This window comes from Brevibacillus sp. NPDC058079 (genome assembly GCF_042885155.1).
Lineage (GTDB): Bacteria > Bacillota > Bacilli > Brevibacillales > Brevibacillaceae > Brevibacillus.
Window position 1 is genome coordinate 388,952 of record NZ_JBHVSO010000006.1, and the last position, 18,784, is coordinate 407,735.

The following is an 18,784-nucleotide window of genomic DNA, read 5'->3' on the forward strand; positions in this document are numbered from 1 at the left end:
TCCAGAACGTGTTCCATCGAAAATCCTGCGCATTTTTATCAAAATCCTCATCTGTTTTTCGGTGGCCTATTTAACGAAGGGGAAGAGGAGCTTTTGATTCTCCGACCAGAACATATTCTCTCGATCGATTACTTTTGTTCCGGTGTCGACCAGATTGGGCACTGCTTCTCCGTTGCTCGCTTCGACTGCGTACTTGACGCCTAGATATCCCATCGATAGCGGCTTCTGGATGATCGTCGCGGAAATGATTCCTTCCTGTAAATACTCCAGCACTTCCGGCGGACTGTCGATTGCTACGATTTTGACTTTGTCCCGCAGTCCACTGTTTTCCATTTCCTCGGCCACACCGATGGCTGTACTGGCATCGAGTGCAATCACTCCTTTCAACTGCGGATGCTTGCGGATCAGTTCACGAGTCCACTCACCGATCTGCTTTTTATCCAAGGGGACATTTTCGTTGGCAACCAGTTCAACCTGCGTTTCCCGTGGGAGCAAATCGAGGACGCCCTGTTCTCTTCGTTTGGCATTTGCCTTTACCCGATCTGTGCCGAGTAATGCGATTTGTCCCTTTTTTTCGATCAGGTACACCATTTTTTCGAATGCCTTCATGCCCATATCGTAGTTATCTGTCCCAATGTAGCTTTTGACGGCTGAATCTTTACCGACTGTGTCGAGTACAAGGATCGGAATGGCCCGCTCCCTTGTCAGCTGGATGGCTTCTCGCAAAACTTGATCGTCACTAGGTGCCACCACGATTGTCTCGGAGCCATCTGCGATTGCCTGCTGCACCAGCTCCATTTGCTTACTGGCATCCTCCTCATAGTCCGGCGCGTAAAAATTCAGGTTACGCTCATATTCCTTGGCAGCCATCTCCGCCCCGAGCTTGACCGTTCGCCAATAATCGCCGTGCTTCATACGGACGATCAGCGCCACTGTCTTTTTCTTGTCTACTTCCCCATCCGTAAGCGGAGCACTACACGAGTAAAAAAGCGTCACCGCTACCAGAACGACCAGTCCGTATACGCTAAAACGTTTCACCGCTGCTGTCCTCATAAACGATCTCGCTCCTCTGCAACCTGGCGCGGAATCCATACACGCACAACGGTCCCCTCTTCCTGTTCGCTCGCGATTTCCAAACCGTACTCTTCGCCGAAGGTCAAGCGGATGCGCTCTTGCACGTTTTGAATCCCAACGCCCGAGCCTTCTTCGCTTTTGTAATAGCCAGCTTTTACTTGTGCAAGAACATCAGGGGACATGCCCAAGCCATTGTCACTTACCTGAAGTAACACCTTACCGTCGATGAGTGCTGCATATATGCGAATCCGGCCCGGATCAGCCAAATGCTCAATCCCGTGGTAGATGGCGTTTTCCACAATCGGCTGGAGCAGTAACTTCAGCGTCAGACAGTTGAGCACTTCATCCTCATCCTCGACTATGATCTCGTACTCAAATTTTTGCTTGTACCTCATTTTTTGAATAATGAGATAATGACGGACATGCTCCAGCTCTTCCCGCACCGTGATAATGTTCTTACCTCTGCTCAGGCTAATCCGAAACAGCTTCGACAACGAAGTAATGGTGGTGATGACATCCTCGTTTTTTCCGTTGCCGACCATTCTGACCACAGAGTTCAACGTGTTGTACAGAAAATGCGGATTGATTTGTGCCTGTAGCACCTCCAGCTCGCTTTTTCGTTTGGCTTCCTGTTCCCGAATGATCTGGTGCATCAATTCCCTGACCTTCGCGACCATCAGATGAAAACGCAAGGAAAGCTGTTCGACCTCATGGCTTCCTCGGATCGGCTCACTCTCTGAAAAGTCTCCCTGCTCCACCTTTTCCATGGATCGCTCCAGCAGCTTGATCGGTCGTGATATTTTCGCAGAGAGATAGTGCAGCACGAACAACACAATGACAATCACAAAGATGAGCAGCCAAAAAATGAAGCGACTGATTTCTTTTTTGGTCGTCACAATCTCGTCCATGTAGGAAACCCCAATGATTTTCCAGCCTAGCTGATCGATCGTCTTAATGGTAATCAAACGCGTTTCGTCCTGTGTCTCTTCTACATAGCTACCGTAGGAATGCTTCAGCGGCAAGGAACGGTTTTCATTTTTCAATCCGGCGTAAATCAACTGCTGCTGCGGATGGTAGACGATGTTCCCGACCAAATCGATGATGTAGACGTACCCCTTTTTCCCCAAGCCCACTCTCTGGCACAGGTTATCGATCTCTTTGAAATTCACATCAACTAAAAGTACGGCAGGAATTTCTCCGTCAGGTCCGTGGAGAAGGATTTCCCGACTCATCGAGACGACCCAGGTGTACTCCCCTTTAAACAAGTTCTGGATATGCGGGAGCGAAAAGGACAGGTTCGTCGGGTCCTCGATCGCCTTTTGAAACCAGCTCTGTTCAGTCAAACGAGTGTTGCTCCTCAATACTTTGGAAGGAGTTGTGGCCAATAGCGTTCCGTCTCGTGTAAAAACTGCGATGGAGACGATGTCCTTTCTCGTTTCTACGATTGTCTCAAGCTGTTCGCTCAGCTTGTCTGCCGTGAGTCCCTTGCTTCTTCTGATCTTGTCATCAACGAGTTCGAAAATTTGCGTCATCCCATTCAAATAACTGTCCAGATTGTATTTCACCTGCTCCAGTATTTGCTGCGTGTGCAGATAGGCGTTTTGCTCTGCCGTCTGCGCAAATTTTCCGTACAGCATCACCCCGACAAACAGCATGACGAGTACCGTCACGAGCGTAAAGGAGGTGGTAATGATAAATTGAATCCTTTTGACCTTGATCACCGCGAGCAATCGTTTCATGGGTTAACCTTCCTGCTCGCTCTGACTTCGATACTCTTTAGCGGACATGCCTGCATACTTGCGAAAGCTGAAGCTAAAGTAATTGGGATCGGTATATCCTACTTTCTCCGCGATTTCAAAGGACTTCAAATCGGTCGTCCACAAAAGCTCCTTGGCCTTTTCCATGCGCAATGACAAAAGATAGGACACAAAGGTGGTTTTCGTCTCTTTCTTGAAAATACCGCTAAAATAACCGAGGCTGATGTGCAGATGATCGCACACCTTGTGGATGGATATGTCGGGAGAATGATAATGCGCGTGGGTGTAATCCAATGCCTGGGTGATCAATCTCCTGTACGTCGTTTGTCGTCCGCTTGCGATACTCGCCATGATGCGTTCACAGATTTCTGTGATCTGTTCTCGGGCATCCTCCCTACTGGTAAAAGTCGTCATGACCTGCAACAGATAGCGTTGCCCACCAAACAGTTGATCCATGTCAACTTCGGCACGATGGGCCGTCTTCAAAATGGTCGTCATAATCTCCAACAAATAAATTCGGTAGTCCTCAATGGATACGGAGACACGCACCACTTGATCAAATAATTCATCAATCACGATCCGAAGCTCCGCACTCGTCCCCATTTTGATGCACCGAACCAACTCATGCTCTCTTCTCTCATCGAGGCGTATCTGCTCACTCGCTTGCTTTTCCACGTCATTGATCACAATCATCCTGTTGCAGCCGAGGATGCTTTTGTAATCAAGTGCCTGCATGGCGTCCTCATACGAGTAAGGGAGTGCCGCTACTCCTGTCACGACATTGCCGATTCCGATGGTTACCGTGAGGCTCATATATTTTTCAATCGTTCGCCTGATTTCTTCTGCGAGATTTTGTGTTCGCACTTCGATTCGCTGCGTGTCATCTGCTTTTGTTCGCATGAGCAGCACGACCTGATCTTCATGGAGAAACACGATCCCCTCCTGCTTACCTGCGTTCATTTGCTCTTCTGCGATATTTTTCACAGCAAAAAGAAACAGCTGCTGCTCCTCCGGCTTGGGCTGGTCTACACAGATAACCGCCACGAGATACTCGGAACTCCTGAGCTCTATCCCGTATTCACATGCTTTTGAAAAAACATCGTTCTGCACGAGCTGACGACTCAACAAAGATGATAAAAAAACTTCCCGCAAAACCGGCAAGCTTTTTCGATAGCTATCGCGCAGCAGCTGAACATTTTCCCGATGAGCCGCCTCTTCGTCCATCCGTCGCTTGACCTTGTCCAGCGCTTCCATCAGCTCGCTCGCGGAAAACGGCTTGAGCACATATTCATCAATTTGCAGCTTCACGGCCTTTTGCGCGTACTCGAACTCATCAAACCCAGTCAGGATAATGATACGAATGGCAGGGTACTCGCGCCCGATGGACTCCGCCAGCTGAAGTCCGTTCATAAAGGGCATCTTGATGTCGGTTACGACGACGTCCGGTCGCAGCCTCTCTACCAGTTCCAATGCCTCTCTGCCGTTTTCTGCTTTGGCAACCACCTCGTATCCGTGGTTATGCCAGTCAATTTCTTGGCTAACCCCTTCTCTTACATCTTCTTCGTCATCTACCAATATCAGCTTATACATAGGCACCTCCCGCTGTTGTACTTGTACAACGGGAGGCGATTGTTTTCCTGCAAATGGAATTAGTATGGCGCTACCAAGTCTTATTCAGATCATCTGCATAGAACAGAATCGCTTTTTGATAGGCCAAAATTGTAGGATCGCTTGAGGTTTCTGCGAGGTTTTTCAGGAGGAGATTCATGGCTTCGTGGTGCTTCCCGAGATTGTAATACGCCATGGAAAGAAAAATCGGAAAGGAACGGTCACAGGGGAACTGTTGCATCCCCCTCGCGAGCGTAGCTGCTGCCTGCTCGTATTGTCCCAGCGTGCGATACGTACTGCCCAGACCCAGTAATGCCCCTTGCAGGTCGTCTTCGACAGGCAGTCCGAGTTCAATCGCTTTTTCGTAAAATGGAACAGCTTCCTTCTCCAATCCGGCTGCGTCGTGGCACCAAGCACATTGATAATGGGCGACAGGATCAGTCGGGGATTGGCTGACGAGCTGAAGGGCAAGCTGGATCGCTTCGTCCAGATGCCCTTCTTTTCGCAGATGAATGATATTTTGGATCATCGGGTTCATGTGAGCACTTCCTTTGCCTCGGTATCTCTCTTCCCCCTAGCGTAACAGGGCAGCTTGGCAAGGTGAAGACGCAAATTATGTGCCCTGCAAGGATTTTGCCCGCTCTCTTTCACTTCTCCTTTGTCGGTACGCTCTCATCCACGACCAGCCTAATATGAGAAACGGAACCAGAACCAACAGGATCAACAGGATGCCGTCCCAAAACTCCCACGAGTGAAGCGAAGCATTTTTCATGTCGTCGGCGATGATCCAGATAAAATCAAGCGCCATGCGTAGCTGATACTGGACAAAGAACCAGATTCCCCACAACGATCCAATCAAGTAGACCCAGCTATACCAGCGGATGACTCTTTTCTCATGGTCGGCTACGTACTCCCATTCCTCCTGCTCATCCTGCGTCAAGGAACGGAATTTCGCTTTTAGAAACTGGCGTGTATTCACCATCAAATTGGAGCATTGGAACTTGGTTGCCAACACGTAATACAAGTCGGTTTGCATGAAAACCATGAACTGAAAGGCCAAAGCCATGAGCAGGATCACATTCAGCATACGAATGAATGCTTCCATGAAAGGCACAAGCGTTAGCCAGCCTTGATCATTGGCAAACAACAGAATCACACCGATTCCCATAAACATCGCATCCCAGGACATTCCCGCCAAAAACGCCCTGTATCTGCGCTGTGGCTCGACGAGAACAATGTTGGACATATTCGTCTCTGCTACGGCAAAAACAAGTCGATGCCCCAGACCGATGCGACTGCCGATTCCCAATGATCGGGCCGCCATTAAGTGAGCCATCTCATGAAAAAATAGAAAAACCCAAGTGGCCACGAAAGAAACCACAACCGAAACCGTCACGGAAGAAGAAACGAAAATATCGGAATAGACCGGGATATACTTGCCCGTAAATACACAAATCAAAAGACCTGTAAAAAATAAGATACCGTATAATCCAAAGGCAACACGATTAAAGAAAAACTGACCCGTACCCTGCTTAATCCAAGAGAAATGATCCACAACTGGTACTGGCTCTTTGACAACTTCTCCATCTACCATGAACACAAATTGATAGGAAGCAATTAAATCTTGTGCAAAGTCAAGCACATCCACAGGTTCGCCCAACTGTTCTTCCATGATCGTCGCGACTTCATTGATGCTCTTCCCTTCATCCAGCATATCGATGATCTCGACACCAATGGCTGGAAGCACAATGAAATTGCTGATATCCGTTCGTCCAATGAGGATCTCTTCCTCGTTTTCCGCCCGACGCGCAAGCGGGTGCATCTTGAGAATACTATCTCCCGAGATATTCAATTGACAGACACCTTCCTCTCTTACAGGAACGACTCCTTACTTTGCGAGCACTTCATTTCTCTTGATATGAAAAATCGGCTCCGTTCCGCTGCCACCCCCGCAAGTCGGGCATTCGGCTTCATTTCGCTCCCACTCAAAAAACACGCTCTTTTCCAACGTGTTGAAATCGAAAATGATAAATTTGCCCGCTGATTGTACCGGAGCGATTCCTGTCAAATACCTGATTGCATCGGAAGCCATCATTCCCGTAATCATCATGGTGTTGGGTGCAATGGTGGCGGTAGGCAGAACAAAGTTGGTATCGAGCAGCCTTTGGATCAACTGCGGATAGTCCTCGATCTGTGTAGAACGATGCAAATGCATGCAATCAATACAGCCCGTCTTGCCCGGTTCTACCATGAAGAACTGTCCTTCGATGAGGTTGAATCCCCCAGCAATGAACGGGATTTGCAGCTTGGTGCAGGCATGATTCACCCATCTCTGCAAAAAGAAAAAGGGCTGATCGGCTGCGAGCATCACGAGGTCACTTCCCGCAATAACTCGTTCTACGTCTTCACTGGACTTGATTTGCATCGTCTCCGTTTCAATCAATACCTCAGAATGAAGCCTTCCGATGAAATCACGTGCCGCTTCCACCTTCAGACGACCAATATCATGCTCGTTAAAGACCATTTGCCTGTTCAAATTGCTGAGCTCTACTCTATCAAAATCCACGAGCTTGATATGCTGGATTCCCGCTCCTACCAGATTGACCAGTAGCGTAGAGCCAAAGGCACCCATCCCTAAGATCGTCACTTTTTTTCTACTTACCTGTTCCTGTAGCTCGCTTGGACTTTGATTGAGATCGGTAAACAAGGAGAAGTAGCGGATATTCGCTTTATATCTTTCCTTTTGTTCCGAAGTCAGAACGGAAGCCTCTTCTTTTGCCTGATCCATCAGGAAGCCCAATCCACTCAGTGATTCCACTGCTTCCGATATTTCTTCATACGTAATTTCGGGGTAATCGACAACCAATAATGTATGTATTTCACCGACAGTACGAGTGCCATCCATCAGTTTGATCATCTTGTGGATGGACCCATTCTCGTCTTCCAATTCGAAGGTATAGCCAGGAGCCTCTCCCAAGCGGATCATCTGCTCTGTCACTTCATAGACGGGATGCACTGGTTTAAATAAAGGACGACGTTCCATAAAAACACCTCCCAATAGTGGGGTTCGCTAACCCGGCTCATTTTAGATGAAAAAAGGGAATAGCTCGTGTGCTATTCCCCCTCTTCTTAAGAGAATTAAGCTGCTACTGCAGTAGTGCGAACGCTTTCAACTTTTTTCGCTTGGATTTTCATGGATAGTTCCCCCTCTCTAAGATCGAAAATTAAGACAAGTTCATTATATTTCATAAATTTACAGAAATCTACAAATATTAGCAAAAAATTATATATTTTGATAATATTTGACTATTTATTTCGTAAGCAATAGGATTTTCCTTCCATTTTCTATAAAAAATCTTAAAATTCCTTCTCTTTGGGAAAAGATTATATTGTCATATAAGGTCCACTCGATTTGGAGAAAGAATTGAAAGCTATCCCAAAAGAACTGACTCTTGTAATCAAGGAGCAAGTGAAAAACTAAAGCGGACATGAAAAACCACCTCACCCAATCCTAAGTTGGGGAGGTGGTTTTTTAGTTGCTTGTTCTCTTAACGGCCTTCACAGTAGCCAATGCAGCAGCTAGATCGTCATAGATGACATTCCCTACGACAACCGTATCTGCAATCGCAGCCATTTCTGCCGCTTGCTCGGGGTTACGAATCCCGCCGCCATAAAAGAGGTGGGCTTCACCCGCGCCTGCTTTGGCAGCCTTTACGATTGCCGGATCGCCGTATGTACCGCTGTACTCCATGTAGACAATCGGCAAACGACAAACGTTCGTCGCTACCTGTGCGTACGCTTTGGCCTGCGAAGCATCCGCAATCGGACGTGCTTTCGTCAGCTGTGCTACGCCCGCGTCTGGATTGGCGATGATATAACCTTCTGTAATGATCTCATCCCAATGAATATAAGCGCCAAACGCTTGAAGCCCCGATACATGCGGAGCAAAAATCCAGTCTGGATCGCCAGCGTTCAGTACGAGCGGGATCAAGTACGAATCAAATCCCGGCACAACCGCATCCAGCGAAGAAATCTCCAAGACAGCTGGTACCGCGTAACGACGTAATCGCGACATCAATTCGAGTGTATTGTCATAGGTCACACCGTATGTGCCGCCTACAATGATCGCATCTGTTCCGGACTCGCAAATCGCCTCCAAGGCCTCGTCATCGATTGTTTTATCCGGGTCTAGTTTAAATGTATGGCGCCAGCCACGATAGTCAATCAACGTTGCCTGCCTCCTAGCTATTTTCCGATCCGCTCAAGCGCCATCTGGTATCCATCATTTCCATAGTTCAAACAGCGTTTGACGCGGGAAATGGTCGCCGTACTTGCGCCAGTCTCTGCTTCAATCTGATTGTAAGTAAAGCCTTTGCGGAGCATTCTCGCCACTTCCAGGCGCTGTGCGAGCGACTGCATTTCGTTCACCGTGCACAGATCGTCAAAAAATTGATAGCACTCTTCCATCGTTTCCAGGGAAAGAACAGCTTCAAACAACTGTTCGAGCCCTTTACCTTTTAATTTTTCCAATTGCATGTCTGTCACCTCAGTTATATAGTCCGTCTTTCGAGCGGTTTCTCACTGTACAATTTTTAAGCACTAAAGCTTCAACAATTATCTTAGAAGAAACCGCCTACATCCGCAAGCCCTAATCCTTACTGGAACTTGAGCGACTTCGACAGGCCCGGTGAGTTCGGCAATATAGCCACCCATGTATTTCCTGGCAAAAGCGGTGCTTCTTGCGTCAAAGCCGCGTCCTCATAGGCACGGATGACTCCATTGCTGCGCTTCCATTTGACCTTGCGCGCTTTTCCTTTCTGGAATAAATAACCGTCCCCCGGGCCGATTACATCGACCGATAGACGCCCTTCTTTATCCAGCACGCGGTGTTTGGCGGAGATGACCAACAGATTGGTCGTGGACAACTGTTTCTTGTCGCTCAAGTCCAAGTGCGGCTTGCCTGCCGTAAAGCGCATGTATTTCTTTTGCTCGGCATCATAGGTAAAAGCAGCTTTATTCAATGAGTGGAAAGTCAGATCAACCTGTGTAGCAGGCTCGCCTTCCTTGATCTCAGCATCCTCCGGCAGGAACGTGAAGTGAGGCACCTCTGCCGATTGACGCATCCCTTTATCCTGCATCGCTTTTTCCAAGAGCTCTGGCTTGGTGTACAGGTTATGTGGCATTTTACGAAATTTTTCTCGCCAAAAGTATTGACCGTTCGGGATTTCATCCAGATGGCTGAGGTCTTTTCGCGCCAAGGTTTCCAGCGCATCCGGACTACCTCCCGCGTGGACGAGGACCGCATCAAAACCAGTCCCGATCTGGATAAAATAAGGACGGATACTGCGGACGGGTCCAATTACTTCCGGTTTTTGGCTTTGGAATATCGCAAGAAAGCGGGTCATTTCCCCTTCGGACAATACCTCATAAATCATGTCCGCTTTGTTGACGCCTGTTTGTGGACGGGCGGGCGGAGCGTTGTTGATCATTACCATGATCGGTCGTTTGCTTCCCAGGTTTTCGTGACTGCCAAGTCCTGTCATCGGTGCCTTATACGCATACTCGATAGGCTGATTCGTTTCCGGTGGCGTTTGCACAATCGGATCAGGTATCTGCGGACTAGGTTGGGTGTCCACCGGCTTTTGAGCGCAGGCCGTCGTTAAGAACATGAAGGCTAGTACCATGAGAGACGATTTGACTGTTCGTTTCATATGAATCGCTCCTTTCCATCTCTCGTTGTCTTTTTTTCCCTGTTTCTTTTTCCAGAAGGATACAGGGGAATCCTGCTTCCACACGTTTTCCACGATTCTCATACGTCCGTGCCACACATCTCGTTTTTGGCTATGCTACAATACTGATATAAAACAGATGCAAAGCGAGGCCGAAATCTATGAATACTCCCTACCTCGTCTATCTGGTGGACGATGAAACGAACCTGTTGGAGTTGCTGCAATCGTATTTGCAAAGTGCCGGATTGCAGGTGAAAGCGTTTTCTAGTGGCAAGGACGTCTTGCCGTTACTTGATGAAGAATCACAGCCACATTTGTGGATATTGGACATCATGATGCCCGACATCGACGGCTATGAGCTCTTGCGTCTCATTCGTGAAAAATCAAATGTCCCGATCATCTTCATCTCCGCTCGCGATCAAGATGTCGATAAAATCATCGGACTGGAACTGGGCAGTGACGACTACTTGGCGAAGCCATTTCTCCCTCGCGAACTGGTCATCCGTGCGAAAAAGCTGCTACAGCGCACCTATGAGAAGCCCGGTGCCACTGCTTCCTCTACCCAAACTTTCCAAGATTGGGTAACCGTTGATCCTTATATGATCTCAGAAAAAGGCAGACAAGTAAAAGAAGGCGACGAACTCATTGATTTAACCACAAAAGAATTCGAGCTCATCGTGTACCTTTTGCACAATCAAGGTCTGGCCCTGAATCGCGAGCAGATTCTGACCTCCATCTGGGGGGAAGACTACATCGGCTCAGACAGAGCTGTCGATGACTTGGTGAAGCGCATCCGCAAGAAAATGCCCAAGTTTCCATTGGAGACGGTCTATGGCTTCGGCTACCGAATGACGCGTATATGAGCAAATTCCGGCTGAAAAACCTGCCGATATCCAGGCAAATCCTCATTTTGTTCATGATCCTGACAAGCGTCCTCGGGGTTGGCCTTGGCATCGGGTATCCACTGGCTGTCAAACAGTATCTGGTATCCAACACCTACTCGCTCTTGGAAGATGAGTTTTACACATTATCTCAGCATATCTCCTTCAATGAGCATAATGAGCTGCTGCCTGTTCCGGCTGCGGCCCCTTACTTTTTACAGCTCTTGCTCCAACGTTATGAGTACTCATTTGATATGATCGTCTATGCTGAAAACGGACGAGAGCTGGGCAGCCGAAGCAATGGCCGCATTCCGTACGAGGATGCCAAGGAGTTGTTCCAACAAGCCGCCTCGTATCCAAGCAACAAGCTCCAGCATGGTTCGTTGGACCGTGGAGCCGAGAGCTATTTGTTCGTCAGCAAAAAAATGGATTACCACGGCTTTCCCTACTACATGGTGCTCTTCTCCAAGGAACAGGAGCTCAACCAGATCAACTCGATTTTGACACGTCAGTTTTTGTTCATTTTTGGTCTGCTGCTGCTCGTAAGCTGGTTGTTGGCCGTGTGGTTTAGCGGGTATTTGAGCAGACCGCTACGCACACTGGAAGAGCTATGTAAAAAAATCGCTCGTCGTCAGTTCGATATCCCGCTTGCGATGGATCGCGGAGATGAGATCGGACAGCTCGCCCGCTCTTTCGATATGATGAAAAACCAACTGAAGGAATACGACGAGTCGCAGCAGCATTTTGTCCAAAATATTTCCCATGAGCTCAAAACACCAATCATGGCAATTCAAGGATACACGCAAGGCCTCATAGAAGGCGTCTTCCAGGGCCCTCAGGCGGAAAAAGGGCTTTCCATCATCATGGAAGAGAGCAAGCGCCTCGAAAAGGTCGTCGGACAGCTCTTGTATATCACGAAGATCGAGTCTGTCTCGCAAATGATGCAAGTCGACCGCGTCGACCTGTCAGAGATGATGCACCTGCTGAAGCAGCGGCTCTCCGTGCTCAATCCGCAAATCGAGTGGGAGTTAAATCTAACAGCTGACTTGATCGTGGAGGGAGACGGCGAGCAATTGAGTACTGCGTTCGTCAATATCATGGAAAATCAACTGCGCTACGCCAAAAGCCGACTTACCATCACAGGAAGACACGCAGGAAAAAGCGTCGTCATCGCGATTTCCAATGATGGGCCACTCATTGAGGAGGCGCTGCTGCCGAATTTGTTCCAGCGTTTCCGTAAAGGAAAGTCGGGCAAGCATGGGCTTGGACTCGCTATTGCCCGTGCCGTCTTGGAAGCACATAAAGGAACGATCGATGCCCGCAACGATCCAGATGGACCTTGCTTTACAATGATCGTACCCGTTGAATTCAAAGGCCGATTGAACTGATCGGAGGGGACACTTGTCCTCTCTTTTTCTATTCTAAAGGAGAAATTCAATAAAAGCGTAGGAAGATACCGTGACAAAACCGAGCTTCTCATACACGTGTACCGACCCCTTTTTGCCGATGATGAAACAGCATCCCTTTTAAGCAAGACCCGATGGCGGTTCCTTCTCCTTGGACGCTGTCCGTTACGATGACGCTCCTATCCGTTCTCAAGAAAATATCCCCGTATAAAATGTACGAATCTTCTAACGAAATTTGTTCTAAAGGTGGCGTAGTTCATGACCTGTTCGCAATTTTAGCAAAGAAATCCCTCCTTCTAACGATTCCCTATTGACGTTGTCGTACTTCACGGTTAACATGGTAAAAATTTCTCTATTAAAGAGGCAGTTAAAAAAATCGAGACCAACTTCACCTAGGAGGAGAGAATCGTGGCTTTTTATTACACAGAACCATCTCGAACGTTTAATGAGTTTTTGTTGTTGCCAAATCTCACCACAAAAGAATGCACGCCGAACAATGTGGACTTATCCACTCCGATTACCAAGTATAAAAAAGGTGAAAAGCCTGCCATCTCATTAAACATACCGTTCTCATCCGCAGTCATGCAAGCAGTTTCCGACCATCATATGGCGGTCGCATTGGCTAGATGTGGCGGTATTTCGTTTATTTTTGGCTCCCAGTCCATCGAGAGCCAGGCAACCATGGTTCGCAAAGCAAAAGGCTACAAGGCTGGTTTCGTCGTGAGCCGCTCCAACCTGACACCAAGCCATACGCTGAAAGACATTTTGGAATTGAAAGAGGCATCAGGCCACTCCACCGTTGCCATTACGGAAGATGGTACGGCAAAAGGCAAGCTGCTCGGAATCGTAACGGGTCGCGATTATCGCATCAGCCGCGACTCTCAGGACAAACTCGTCAGCGACATCATGACACCATTCTCGAAGCTGATCTATGGCAAATCTGGTATCTCGCTCTCCGAAGCAAACGACCTGATCTGGGAGCACAAGCTCAACTGCTTGCCAATCGTAGACGAAAATCAAAATCTCGACTTCCTCGTTTTCCGCAAGGACTACGATTCCCGCAAAAACAATCCGCTGTCCCTCTTGGACGCGAATAAGAGCTATATCGTAGGTGCTGGTATCAATACAAAGGACTACAAAGAGCGCGTCCCTGCGTTGGTGGAAGCAGGCGTTGATATTCTGGTCATCGACTCCTCCGACGGCTTCAGCGAATGGCAACGCGAGACGGTTCAATATGTAAAAGAAAACTTCAATGTTCCGATCGGTGCAGGTAACGTTGTCGATAAGGAAGGCTTCCGTTACCTCGTGGAATCGGGCGCAGATTTCATAAAAGTAGGAATTGGCGGCGGCTCCATCTGCATTACCCGTGAACAAAAAGGAATCGGACGCGGCCAAGCCTCTTCCCTCATTGAAGTGGCAGCAGCTCGCGACGAGTACTTCAAGGAAACAGGCATTTACGTTCCCCTCTGCTCCGACGGCGGAATCGTACACGACTACCACGTGACAATGGCTTTGGCTATGGGTGCAGACTTTGTCATGCTGGGACGTTACTTCGCTCGCTTCGACGAAAGCCCGACCAAAAAAGTGAAGATCGGCAACAACTTCGTGAAAGAATACTGGGGAGAAGGCTCTAACCGCGCTCGCAACTGGCAACGCTATGACACTGGCGGCAAAAGCAGTCTCGTCTTTGAAGAAGGCGTAGACTCCTACGTACCATACGCGGGAAGCCTGCGCGAGAACATCGACCGTACCTTGAGCAAAATCAAATCGACCATGTGCAATTGCGGATCGCTCTCCATCTCAGAGCTTCAGCAAAAAGCGCGAATCACCGTCATCTCTGCTACTAGCTTGGTAGAAGGCGGCGCACATGACGTTATTTTGAAAGAAAGCAGCATGGCTGCTGAGTAATACAATCGACGCGTAAACACAAAAAACCAGTCTGCAGCTCACAGTGCTAGCAGACTGGTTTTTTTCTTAGGGCACCGACACTCAATAAGAGAACGGGCAAGAACAAACCGTACGTCAAGGAATAAGGCATCCAAATGTCCGAAACGAAAGAGTCAAAATACGGGCGGTTAGGCATCGTCGTCAATGCCACTACGATCATGATCATCCCCAGTGGAAGTGTCAAATGGCGGTAATCCCGCAGCCCCAGTGTATTTGCGATTCCAATGTTCGTCGCATAATAGCAAATGGTAATTTTGATAAAGAGCGTGATAAACCAGATGACGGCCATCAACACTTCTATTCGCTCAAAAAAATTACCGATACTGATTTTTTGCGCAAGTGTGTAGCTTGGGTAGGCGAGCAGTACGGTAATATCGGCACCCAAGACCAAGATGGCCACGGCAGTAATCATCGTCAGGAAGAAATTCGCCAAAAGGATGCCCAAGATATAAGCTTTGGCCGCACGCGCTGGCTGTTTGACCAAGGGAAACATCACGATCAGAATGACCGTTTCCAGCAAATAACCCACGTACCTGAAATTCCCCCCGAAAACTGGAGCGATTCCATGCGCAAGCACGGGCTTCACATTTCCTATTTTGATCTGGGGGGAAATAAATGCGATCAAGATAAAAAAAAGCAACAGAAAATATGGAAACAACAGCTCGCTCACTCGAGAAAAGGCTTCTGCTCCACTGCGGACCCCCATTACGATGATCACCGTAAAAAGGACAAGAATAATTTCTATGGGGGTCTCCTGCATAATCTGCGTCGTGACAAAATCGCCAATCTCCATCAGCATGAGCGAAGCGTCGATGAAAAAATAGCTGATGAACAACACAGCCACCGCTTTCCCCAGCCACTTCCCCAATATAACCTCACTGAACTGAAAGATCGACTTGTTCGGATACCGCATACTCAGCGAAACATACAGATAGGTTAAAAGAAAGCCTTCCCCCCACCCGATGAGGGCGGAGATCCAGGCGTCTTGTTTCGCAGCGGTAGCAGTAAGGGATGGGACGTATAAAATCGCATCACCAATCCCAAAAAGCGCCACGAGTATCATGAATTGCCTTGCGCTAATATGACTGTTGTCTATCAATTCCTCTCGCTCCCCCGCCTCGCTGCTGGCTACTGCTTCACTCTACAGTTCCCAAAATGAAGTCGCTGAATGGTTTATAGACAAATGTGATCCAGTCCAACGGGTTCGGAATATTCGCCTCGAGCGATTCAGCTATGCCAAGTCCCGTCGCAACTACTAGCAAAATGAGAAAAACCAGCATTTCCTTTTTCATCGCGTTCCTTCTCAAATAAGGTACCTCAACGAGGGCAATCAGTAGGCTGATCAGCAAAATCATCATGATGGTCCACATGCTGTGCAGTGCACCTACTTTTTCGCAGGATTATCTTTACCATTTCCATGGATGGAAAAAGTTATGCTCTACTCCTTTTTCATGAAAGGAATAAACGAATTGCCTACTTTTCCTGTCCGCCTGAGCTTCACGTCTGTTTTGATTTTCACTTTCAGATTGGAGAATTGAGAATCCCAATCCTCTTTCACCTTTTCCCACCCTTTGGGGTCATTTTGGTAGATCGACTGTCCAAATCCAAAAACATCCGATCGGTATTGCTTTTGTGCTTTATGGATGGCGCTTAGGATTTTGCCTCTGATCTGCTTTTCTACGTCAGCTTCCAATTTGTATATGGTTTTGGGATCGGACAAATCGTTACTGCACGCCACCTCGCCCACATTGCCTTCTGCGGAAATGCTCACTTCCACTTGTGGTTTGCCTTTTTCCACCTTGCCGCTGACAGTTGTTTTGCTTCGGATGATCTCAATGACAATTTTATTGTTTTTATCACAAGGAATTTCTTCGACTGTACTGTCCACTCTGTCTGTGATGTAGCTGAATCCGATGCTCTCCTCTTCGTTAAACCACCCCCGCAGCTTGTCTCCTTTGAAGACACCAATTTCGTGATACCTCAACAGCGTTGACTGGCTTTCTTTTTGGGAAGTACCACTAGAAGTCCCCGTATGTACCTTCCCTTTCAGATTAACTCCTACCAACACTGGCTCGATCCCGTCCCGTAGCAAATCTGCAATAAATTCATCCAATTGAATGGAGACAATCGATCCCCAAGCGCTCTCTGCTGTTTCCAAGCTTTTATAGAGCTTCGTCGCCGGGATTTTTTCCAGTGGATCGATCATGCTGAGAATTTGTAGCGCTGTCGCGTCCTTGGCCAGAATGACATAAAAATCAGGCCGGACCTCATGATCGCGAAATAACAAATCCAGCACTTCCTTTGTCCCTTCTTTTGCTATCTGCTCCCCCAAAACCAGCACCTGGATATGGGAAAAGTACAGCCTTCTCGGCGTTACCGTTGTCATTTTCCGGATTCCCTCAAAAATGCTCGATGCCCGCATGCTGTAAGTCGCAACAGCTGATTGGCTCATCCCCCCGCTCTCCTTTGACGCTACCCCTCCCGGATTGACGATTTGGGCGGATATCACATACTCTCCATCAATCTTATCGATACCCGTTCCCATGACGATTGCCAAATCATTTAATTCTCTGCGGTTCCAGCAGCCTGTCAATAAAACGAGAAGAGCCAGGCCTAGAAGGAACACACCTTTTCGTTTCATGCCGTCTCCACCTCGGCTATCGTTTTATCATCACATCGGCACGATACTTGCGCTATATTTTACTTTTTCTTTCTCTGACGCTGTTCTTCTGGCGCAAAAAATGGGGACGCGTATGCATCATCCAGATTGGAAGCCGAAGCAGCGTATCCTTTTGATCGGACAGATTCACAGGGGCAAGCGGAGCCATATAGGGGACACCAAATGAACGCAGGGTACACAGGTGAATGCACAAAGCGATCATCCCCACAAATACGCCGATTAGACCAAAGCTGGCGGCGAGTGCGATCACCCCAAACCGCAACAGCCGGATTGGAATGGACATAGAAAAGGAAGGGAAGACAAAGCTGGTGATCGCTGTAATGGAAACGACGATGACGGTAGCGGGTGAAACAAGCCCTGCCTGCACGGCAGCTTCCCCCAACACGAGTGCTCCCACGATGGAAATCGCTGACCCCACCGCCCTCGGCATACGTACCCCCGCCTCTCGCAGCATTTCAAAGGTAAACTCCATCAACAGCGCCTCAACGGCTGCCGGGAATGGCACTCCTTCACGTTGGGCTGCAATGCTCATGATCAGGTTCGTCTGCAGCATTTCCTGATGAAAGGTCGTAACGGCGACATAAAGGGATGGCGCGAGCAAAGCGATAAAGAAAGAGATAAGGCGCAAAATACGCAGAATCCCAAAATCCGCACGCATGTAGTAGTCCTCAGAGGACTGAAAGAATTGGACAAAAACAGCTGGTACCAACAAAACAATCGGTGTACCGTCCACCAGAATGGCGACACGTCCTTCCAACAGCCCAGCTGCCACCGAGTCGGGGCGTTCTGTATTGTAAATGGTCGGAAACGGTGTGAAAGTATGATCCTGAATCATTTCTTCGATGTTTCCGCTCTCCAAAATACCGTCGATCGTTATTTGCCCCAAGCGTTCTCGGACTTCTGTCACTACACTTTCCTGCACGACTCCTTTTATATACATCATGGCGACTTTGGTCTTTGTCATGTCCCCGATCTGCATGGTCTCCAACCAAAGATTGCGATTATTGATCCGCCGGCGTACCAAAGCCGTATTGGTCCGAAGGTTTTCCGAAAACGCTTCTCTGGAACCCCGAACCACCGTTTGCACGGAAGTCTCCTGAACACCACGATCTTCCCACTGCTTCGTATTTGCGATAAAGCCGTACGAATACCCATCTACCAAAATAACGGTATCCCCCGTCAATATCGCATCATACAAATGGTCAAAGTCATAGACCTCCTCCACTCCACCGATCGTGAGCAAGAAGTCCTTCATCAACATCAACGGATCGGCTTCTACGGGGAAGCCGTTTTTATTGGCATGAAGCATGAGAGACTCCATAAAGCCACTAATCATATTTTTGTCGACCAGACCCTCGGTGTATAAAATCCCCACCTGCATCTGATTGACAGCCTCCAGACGCACTTGGCGCGTCACAAGATCCGTGCTGTTGCCGAGCTCTTGCTTCACCTTTTCCAGATTTTCGTCCAACGAGCAAAGAAAGGGCGCAGTTTGTTTTGCTGAATGGATCATTTCAAATCACTCTTTTTCCAGTTCGGGATATGTTTACTATCCCTCATGGCTCTGGGGTCTATGCTGAACACAAAAAAGCCCCCTATTCTAGGAGGGGACTGACCCCTTAAAGTGAGACAAATCAAAACACCTTCAAGAGAACTAAACCATGTCGTAAGATATGGGGACAATCTTGGAGGTGTTTTTGCA

At 48.2% G+C, this 18,784-nt stretch carries 17 protein-coding genes; 3 read left to right on the plus strand and 14 right to left on the minus strand.

All coding sequences use genetic code 11. The features are described from left to right. Window positions 1-66 precede the first annotated feature (66 nt). The 9 genes from ACFVS2_RS19980 to ACFVS2_RS20020 all read right to left on the minus strand — a co-directional run bounded on the left by ACFVS2_RS19980 (window position 67) and on the right by ACFVS2_RS20020 (window position 10,150). Complete coding sequence (locus ACFVS2_RS19980) at window positions 67-1,053, minus strand: substrate-binding domain-containing protein (RefSeq protein ID WP_390236861.1); 987 nt, start codon at window positions 1,051-1,053, stop codon at window positions 67-69. Continuing rightward, a complete protein-coding gene (locus tag ACFVS2_RS19985) occupies window positions 1,050-2,813 on the minus strand; it encodes a histidine kinase (RefSeq protein WP_390236863.1) in 1,764 nt (587 codons plus the stop codon). Before ACFVS2_RS19985 ends, ACFVS2_RS19980 begins: the two co-directional genes overlap by 4 nt. A gap of 3 nt (window positions 2,814-2,816) precedes the next feature. Then, window positions 2,817-4,421 carry a response regulator gene (locus tag ACFVS2_RS19990; RefSeq protein ID WP_390236865.1) on the minus strand — a complete coding sequence of 535 codons (1,605 nt, stop codon included), beginning with the start codon at window positions 4,419-4,421 and terminating at the stop codon, window positions 2,817-2,819. Window positions 4,422-4,491: 70 nt separating this feature from the next. Next, entirely contained in the window at window positions 4,492-4,977 is a 486-nt protein-coding gene (locus ACFVS2_RS19995; RefSeq protein ID WP_390236867.1) for a tetratricopeptide repeat protein, read from the minus strand. Window positions 4,978-5,052: 75 nt separating this feature from the next. After that, window positions 5,053-6,291: a PqqD family protein gene (locus tag ACFVS2_RS20000; protein WP_390236869.1), complete on the minus strand. Its 1,239-nt coding sequence runs from the start codon at window positions 6,289-6,291 to the stop codon at window positions 5,053-5,055. 36 nt (window positions 6,292-6,327) lie between these two features. After that, on the minus strand, window positions 6,328-7,482 hold the full coding sequence (locus ACFVS2_RS20005) for a HesA/MoeB/ThiF family protein (RefSeq protein WP_390236871.1): 1,155 nt from the start codon (window positions 7,480-7,482) through the stop codon (window positions 6,328-6,330). 489 nt (window positions 7,483-7,971) lie between these two features. Then, window positions 7,972-8,667, minus strand: coding sequence for a heptaprenylglyceryl phosphate synthase (pcrB, locus tag ACFVS2_RS20010; protein ID WP_390236873.1), 696 nt, complete (start codon window positions 8,665-8,667; stop codon window positions 7,972-7,974). 17 nt (window positions 8,668-8,684) lie between these two features. Beyond that, window positions 8,685-8,975, minus strand: a complete 291-nt coding sequence (locus ACFVS2_RS20015) for a YerC/YecD family TrpR-related protein (RefSeq protein WP_007717484.1) — start codon at window positions 8,973-8,975, stop codon at window positions 8,685-8,687. A gap of 119 nt (window positions 8,976-9,094) precedes the next feature. Further along, entirely contained in the window at window positions 9,095-10,150 is a 1,056-nt protein-coding gene (locus ACFVS2_RS20020; RefSeq protein ID WP_390236876.1) for a DUF3048 domain-containing protein, read from the minus strand. Between the two features lie 179 nt (window positions 10,151-10,329). Between ACFVS2_RS20020 and ACFVS2_RS20025 the strand changes: the two genes are divergently transcribed. Together ACFVS2_RS20025 and ACFVS2_RS20030 are read left to right on the plus strand one after the other, a co-directional pair. Continuing rightward, window positions 10,330-11,031 carry a response regulator transcription factor gene (locus tag ACFVS2_RS20025; RefSeq protein WP_390236878.1) on the plus strand — a complete coding sequence of 234 codons (702 nt, stop codon included), beginning with the start codon at window positions 10,330-10,332 and terminating at the stop codon, window positions 11,029-11,031. Further along, window positions 11,028-12,437 carry an ATP-binding protein gene (locus ACFVS2_RS20030; RefSeq protein ID WP_390236880.1) on the plus strand — a complete coding sequence of 470 codons (1,410 nt, stop codon included), beginning with the start codon at window positions 11,028-11,030 and terminating at the stop codon, window positions 12,435-12,437. The genes ACFVS2_RS20025 and ACFVS2_RS20030 overlap by 4 nt, the downstream gene beginning before the upstream one ends. Window positions 12,438-12,525: 88 nt before the next feature. Here ACFVS2_RS20030 and ACFVS2_RS20035 read toward each other — a convergent pair whose 3' ends face one another. Next, on the minus strand, window positions 12,526-12,648 hold the full coding sequence (locus ACFVS2_RS20035) for a hypothetical protein (protein ID WP_390236882.1): 123 nt from the start codon (window positions 12,646-12,648) through the stop codon (window positions 12,526-12,528). Between the two features lie 215 nt (window positions 12,649-12,863). Here ACFVS2_RS20035 and ACFVS2_RS20040 point away from each other — a divergent pair, with 215 nt between their 5' ends. Further along, window positions 12,864-14,363, plus strand: a complete 1,500-nt coding sequence (locus ACFVS2_RS20040) for an IMP dehydrogenase (RefSeq protein WP_390236884.1) — start codon at window positions 12,864-12,866, stop codon at window positions 14,361-14,363. Between the two features lie 46 nt (window positions 14,364-14,409). On the opposite strand, the gene ACFVS2_RS20045 is transcribed toward ACFVS2_RS20040, so the two are convergent. The 4 genes from ACFVS2_RS20045 to ACFVS2_RS20060 all read right to left on the minus strand — a co-directional run bounded on the left by ACFVS2_RS20045 (window position 14,410) and on the right by ACFVS2_RS20060 (window position 18,595). Further along, a complete protein-coding gene (locus ACFVS2_RS20045; RefSeq protein ID WP_390236886.1) occupies window positions 14,410-15,501 on the minus strand; it encodes a GerAB/ArcD/ProY family transporter in 1,092 nt (363 codons plus the stop codon). A 37-nt stretch (window positions 15,502-15,538) separates the two neighbouring features. After that, on the minus strand, window positions 15,539-15,772 hold the full coding sequence (locus ACFVS2_RS20050; protein WP_390236888.1) for a hypothetical protein: 234 nt from the start codon (window positions 15,770-15,772) through the stop codon (window positions 15,539-15,541). Window positions 15,773-15,840: 68 nt separating this feature from the next. Next, window positions 15,841-17,043 carry a Ger(x)C family spore germination protein gene (locus ACFVS2_RS20055; RefSeq protein ID WP_390236890.1) on the minus strand — a complete coding sequence of 401 codons (1,203 nt, stop codon included), beginning with the start codon at window positions 17,041-17,043 and terminating at the stop codon, window positions 15,841-15,843. Window positions 17,044-17,095: 52 nt separating this feature from the next. After that, window positions 17,096-18,595: a spore germination protein gene (locus tag ACFVS2_RS20060; protein ID WP_390236892.1), complete on the minus strand. Its 1,500-nt coding sequence runs from the start codon at window positions 18,593-18,595 to the stop codon at window positions 17,096-17,098. Window positions 18,596-18,784: the final 189 nt, after the last annotated feature.

Bases quoted from the DNA above. Each gene is read 5' to 3' on its own strand.
- ACFVS2_RS19980 (WP_390236861.1), bottom strand. From the start codon at position 1,053: ATGAGGACAGCAGCGGTGAAACGTTTTAGCGTATACGGACTGGTCGTT.
- ACFVS2_RS19985 (WP_390236863.1), bottom strand. From the start codon at position 2,813: ATGAAACGATTGCTCGCGGTGATCAAGGTCAAAAGGATTCAATTTATC.
- ACFVS2_RS19990 (WP_390236865.1), bottom strand. From the start codon at position 4,421: ATGTATAAGCTGATATTGGTAGATGACGAAGAAGATGTAAGAGAAGGG.
- ACFVS2_RS19995 (WP_390236867.1), bottom strand. From the start codon at position 4,977: ATGAACCCGATGATCCAAAATATCATTCATCTGCGAAAAGAAGGGCAT.
- ACFVS2_RS20005 (WP_390236871.1), bottom strand. From the start codon at position 7,482: ATGGAACGTCGTCCTTTATTTAAACCAGTGCATCCCGTCTATGAAGTG.
- ACFVS2_RS20015 (WP_007717484.1), bottom strand. From the start codon at position 8,975: ATGCAATTGGAAAAATTAAAAGGTAAAGGGCTCGAACAGTTGTTTGAA.
- ACFVS2_RS20020 (WP_390236876.1), bottom strand. From the start codon at position 10,150: ATGAAACGAACAGTCAAATCGTCTCTCATGGTACTAGCCTTCATGTTC.
- ACFVS2_RS20025 (WP_390236878.1), top strand. From the start codon at position 10,330: ATGAATACTCCCTACCTCGTCTATCTGGTGGACGATGAAACGAACCTG.
- ACFVS2_RS20030 (WP_390236880.1), top strand. From the start codon at position 11,028: ATGAGCAAATTCCGGCTGAAAAACCTGCCGATATCCAGGCAAATCCTC.
- ACFVS2_RS20050 (WP_390236888.1), bottom strand. From the start codon at position 15,772: ATGTGGACCATCATGATGATTTTGCTGATCAGCCTACTGATTGCCCTC.
- ACFVS2_RS20055 (WP_390236890.1), bottom strand. From the start codon at position 17,043: ATGAAACGAAAAGGTGTGTTCCTTCTAGGCCTGGCTCTTCTCGTTTTA.
- ACFVS2_RS20060 (WP_390236892.1), bottom strand. From the start codon at position 18,595: ATGATCCATTCAGCAAAACAAACTGCGCCCTTTCTTTGCTCGTTGGAC.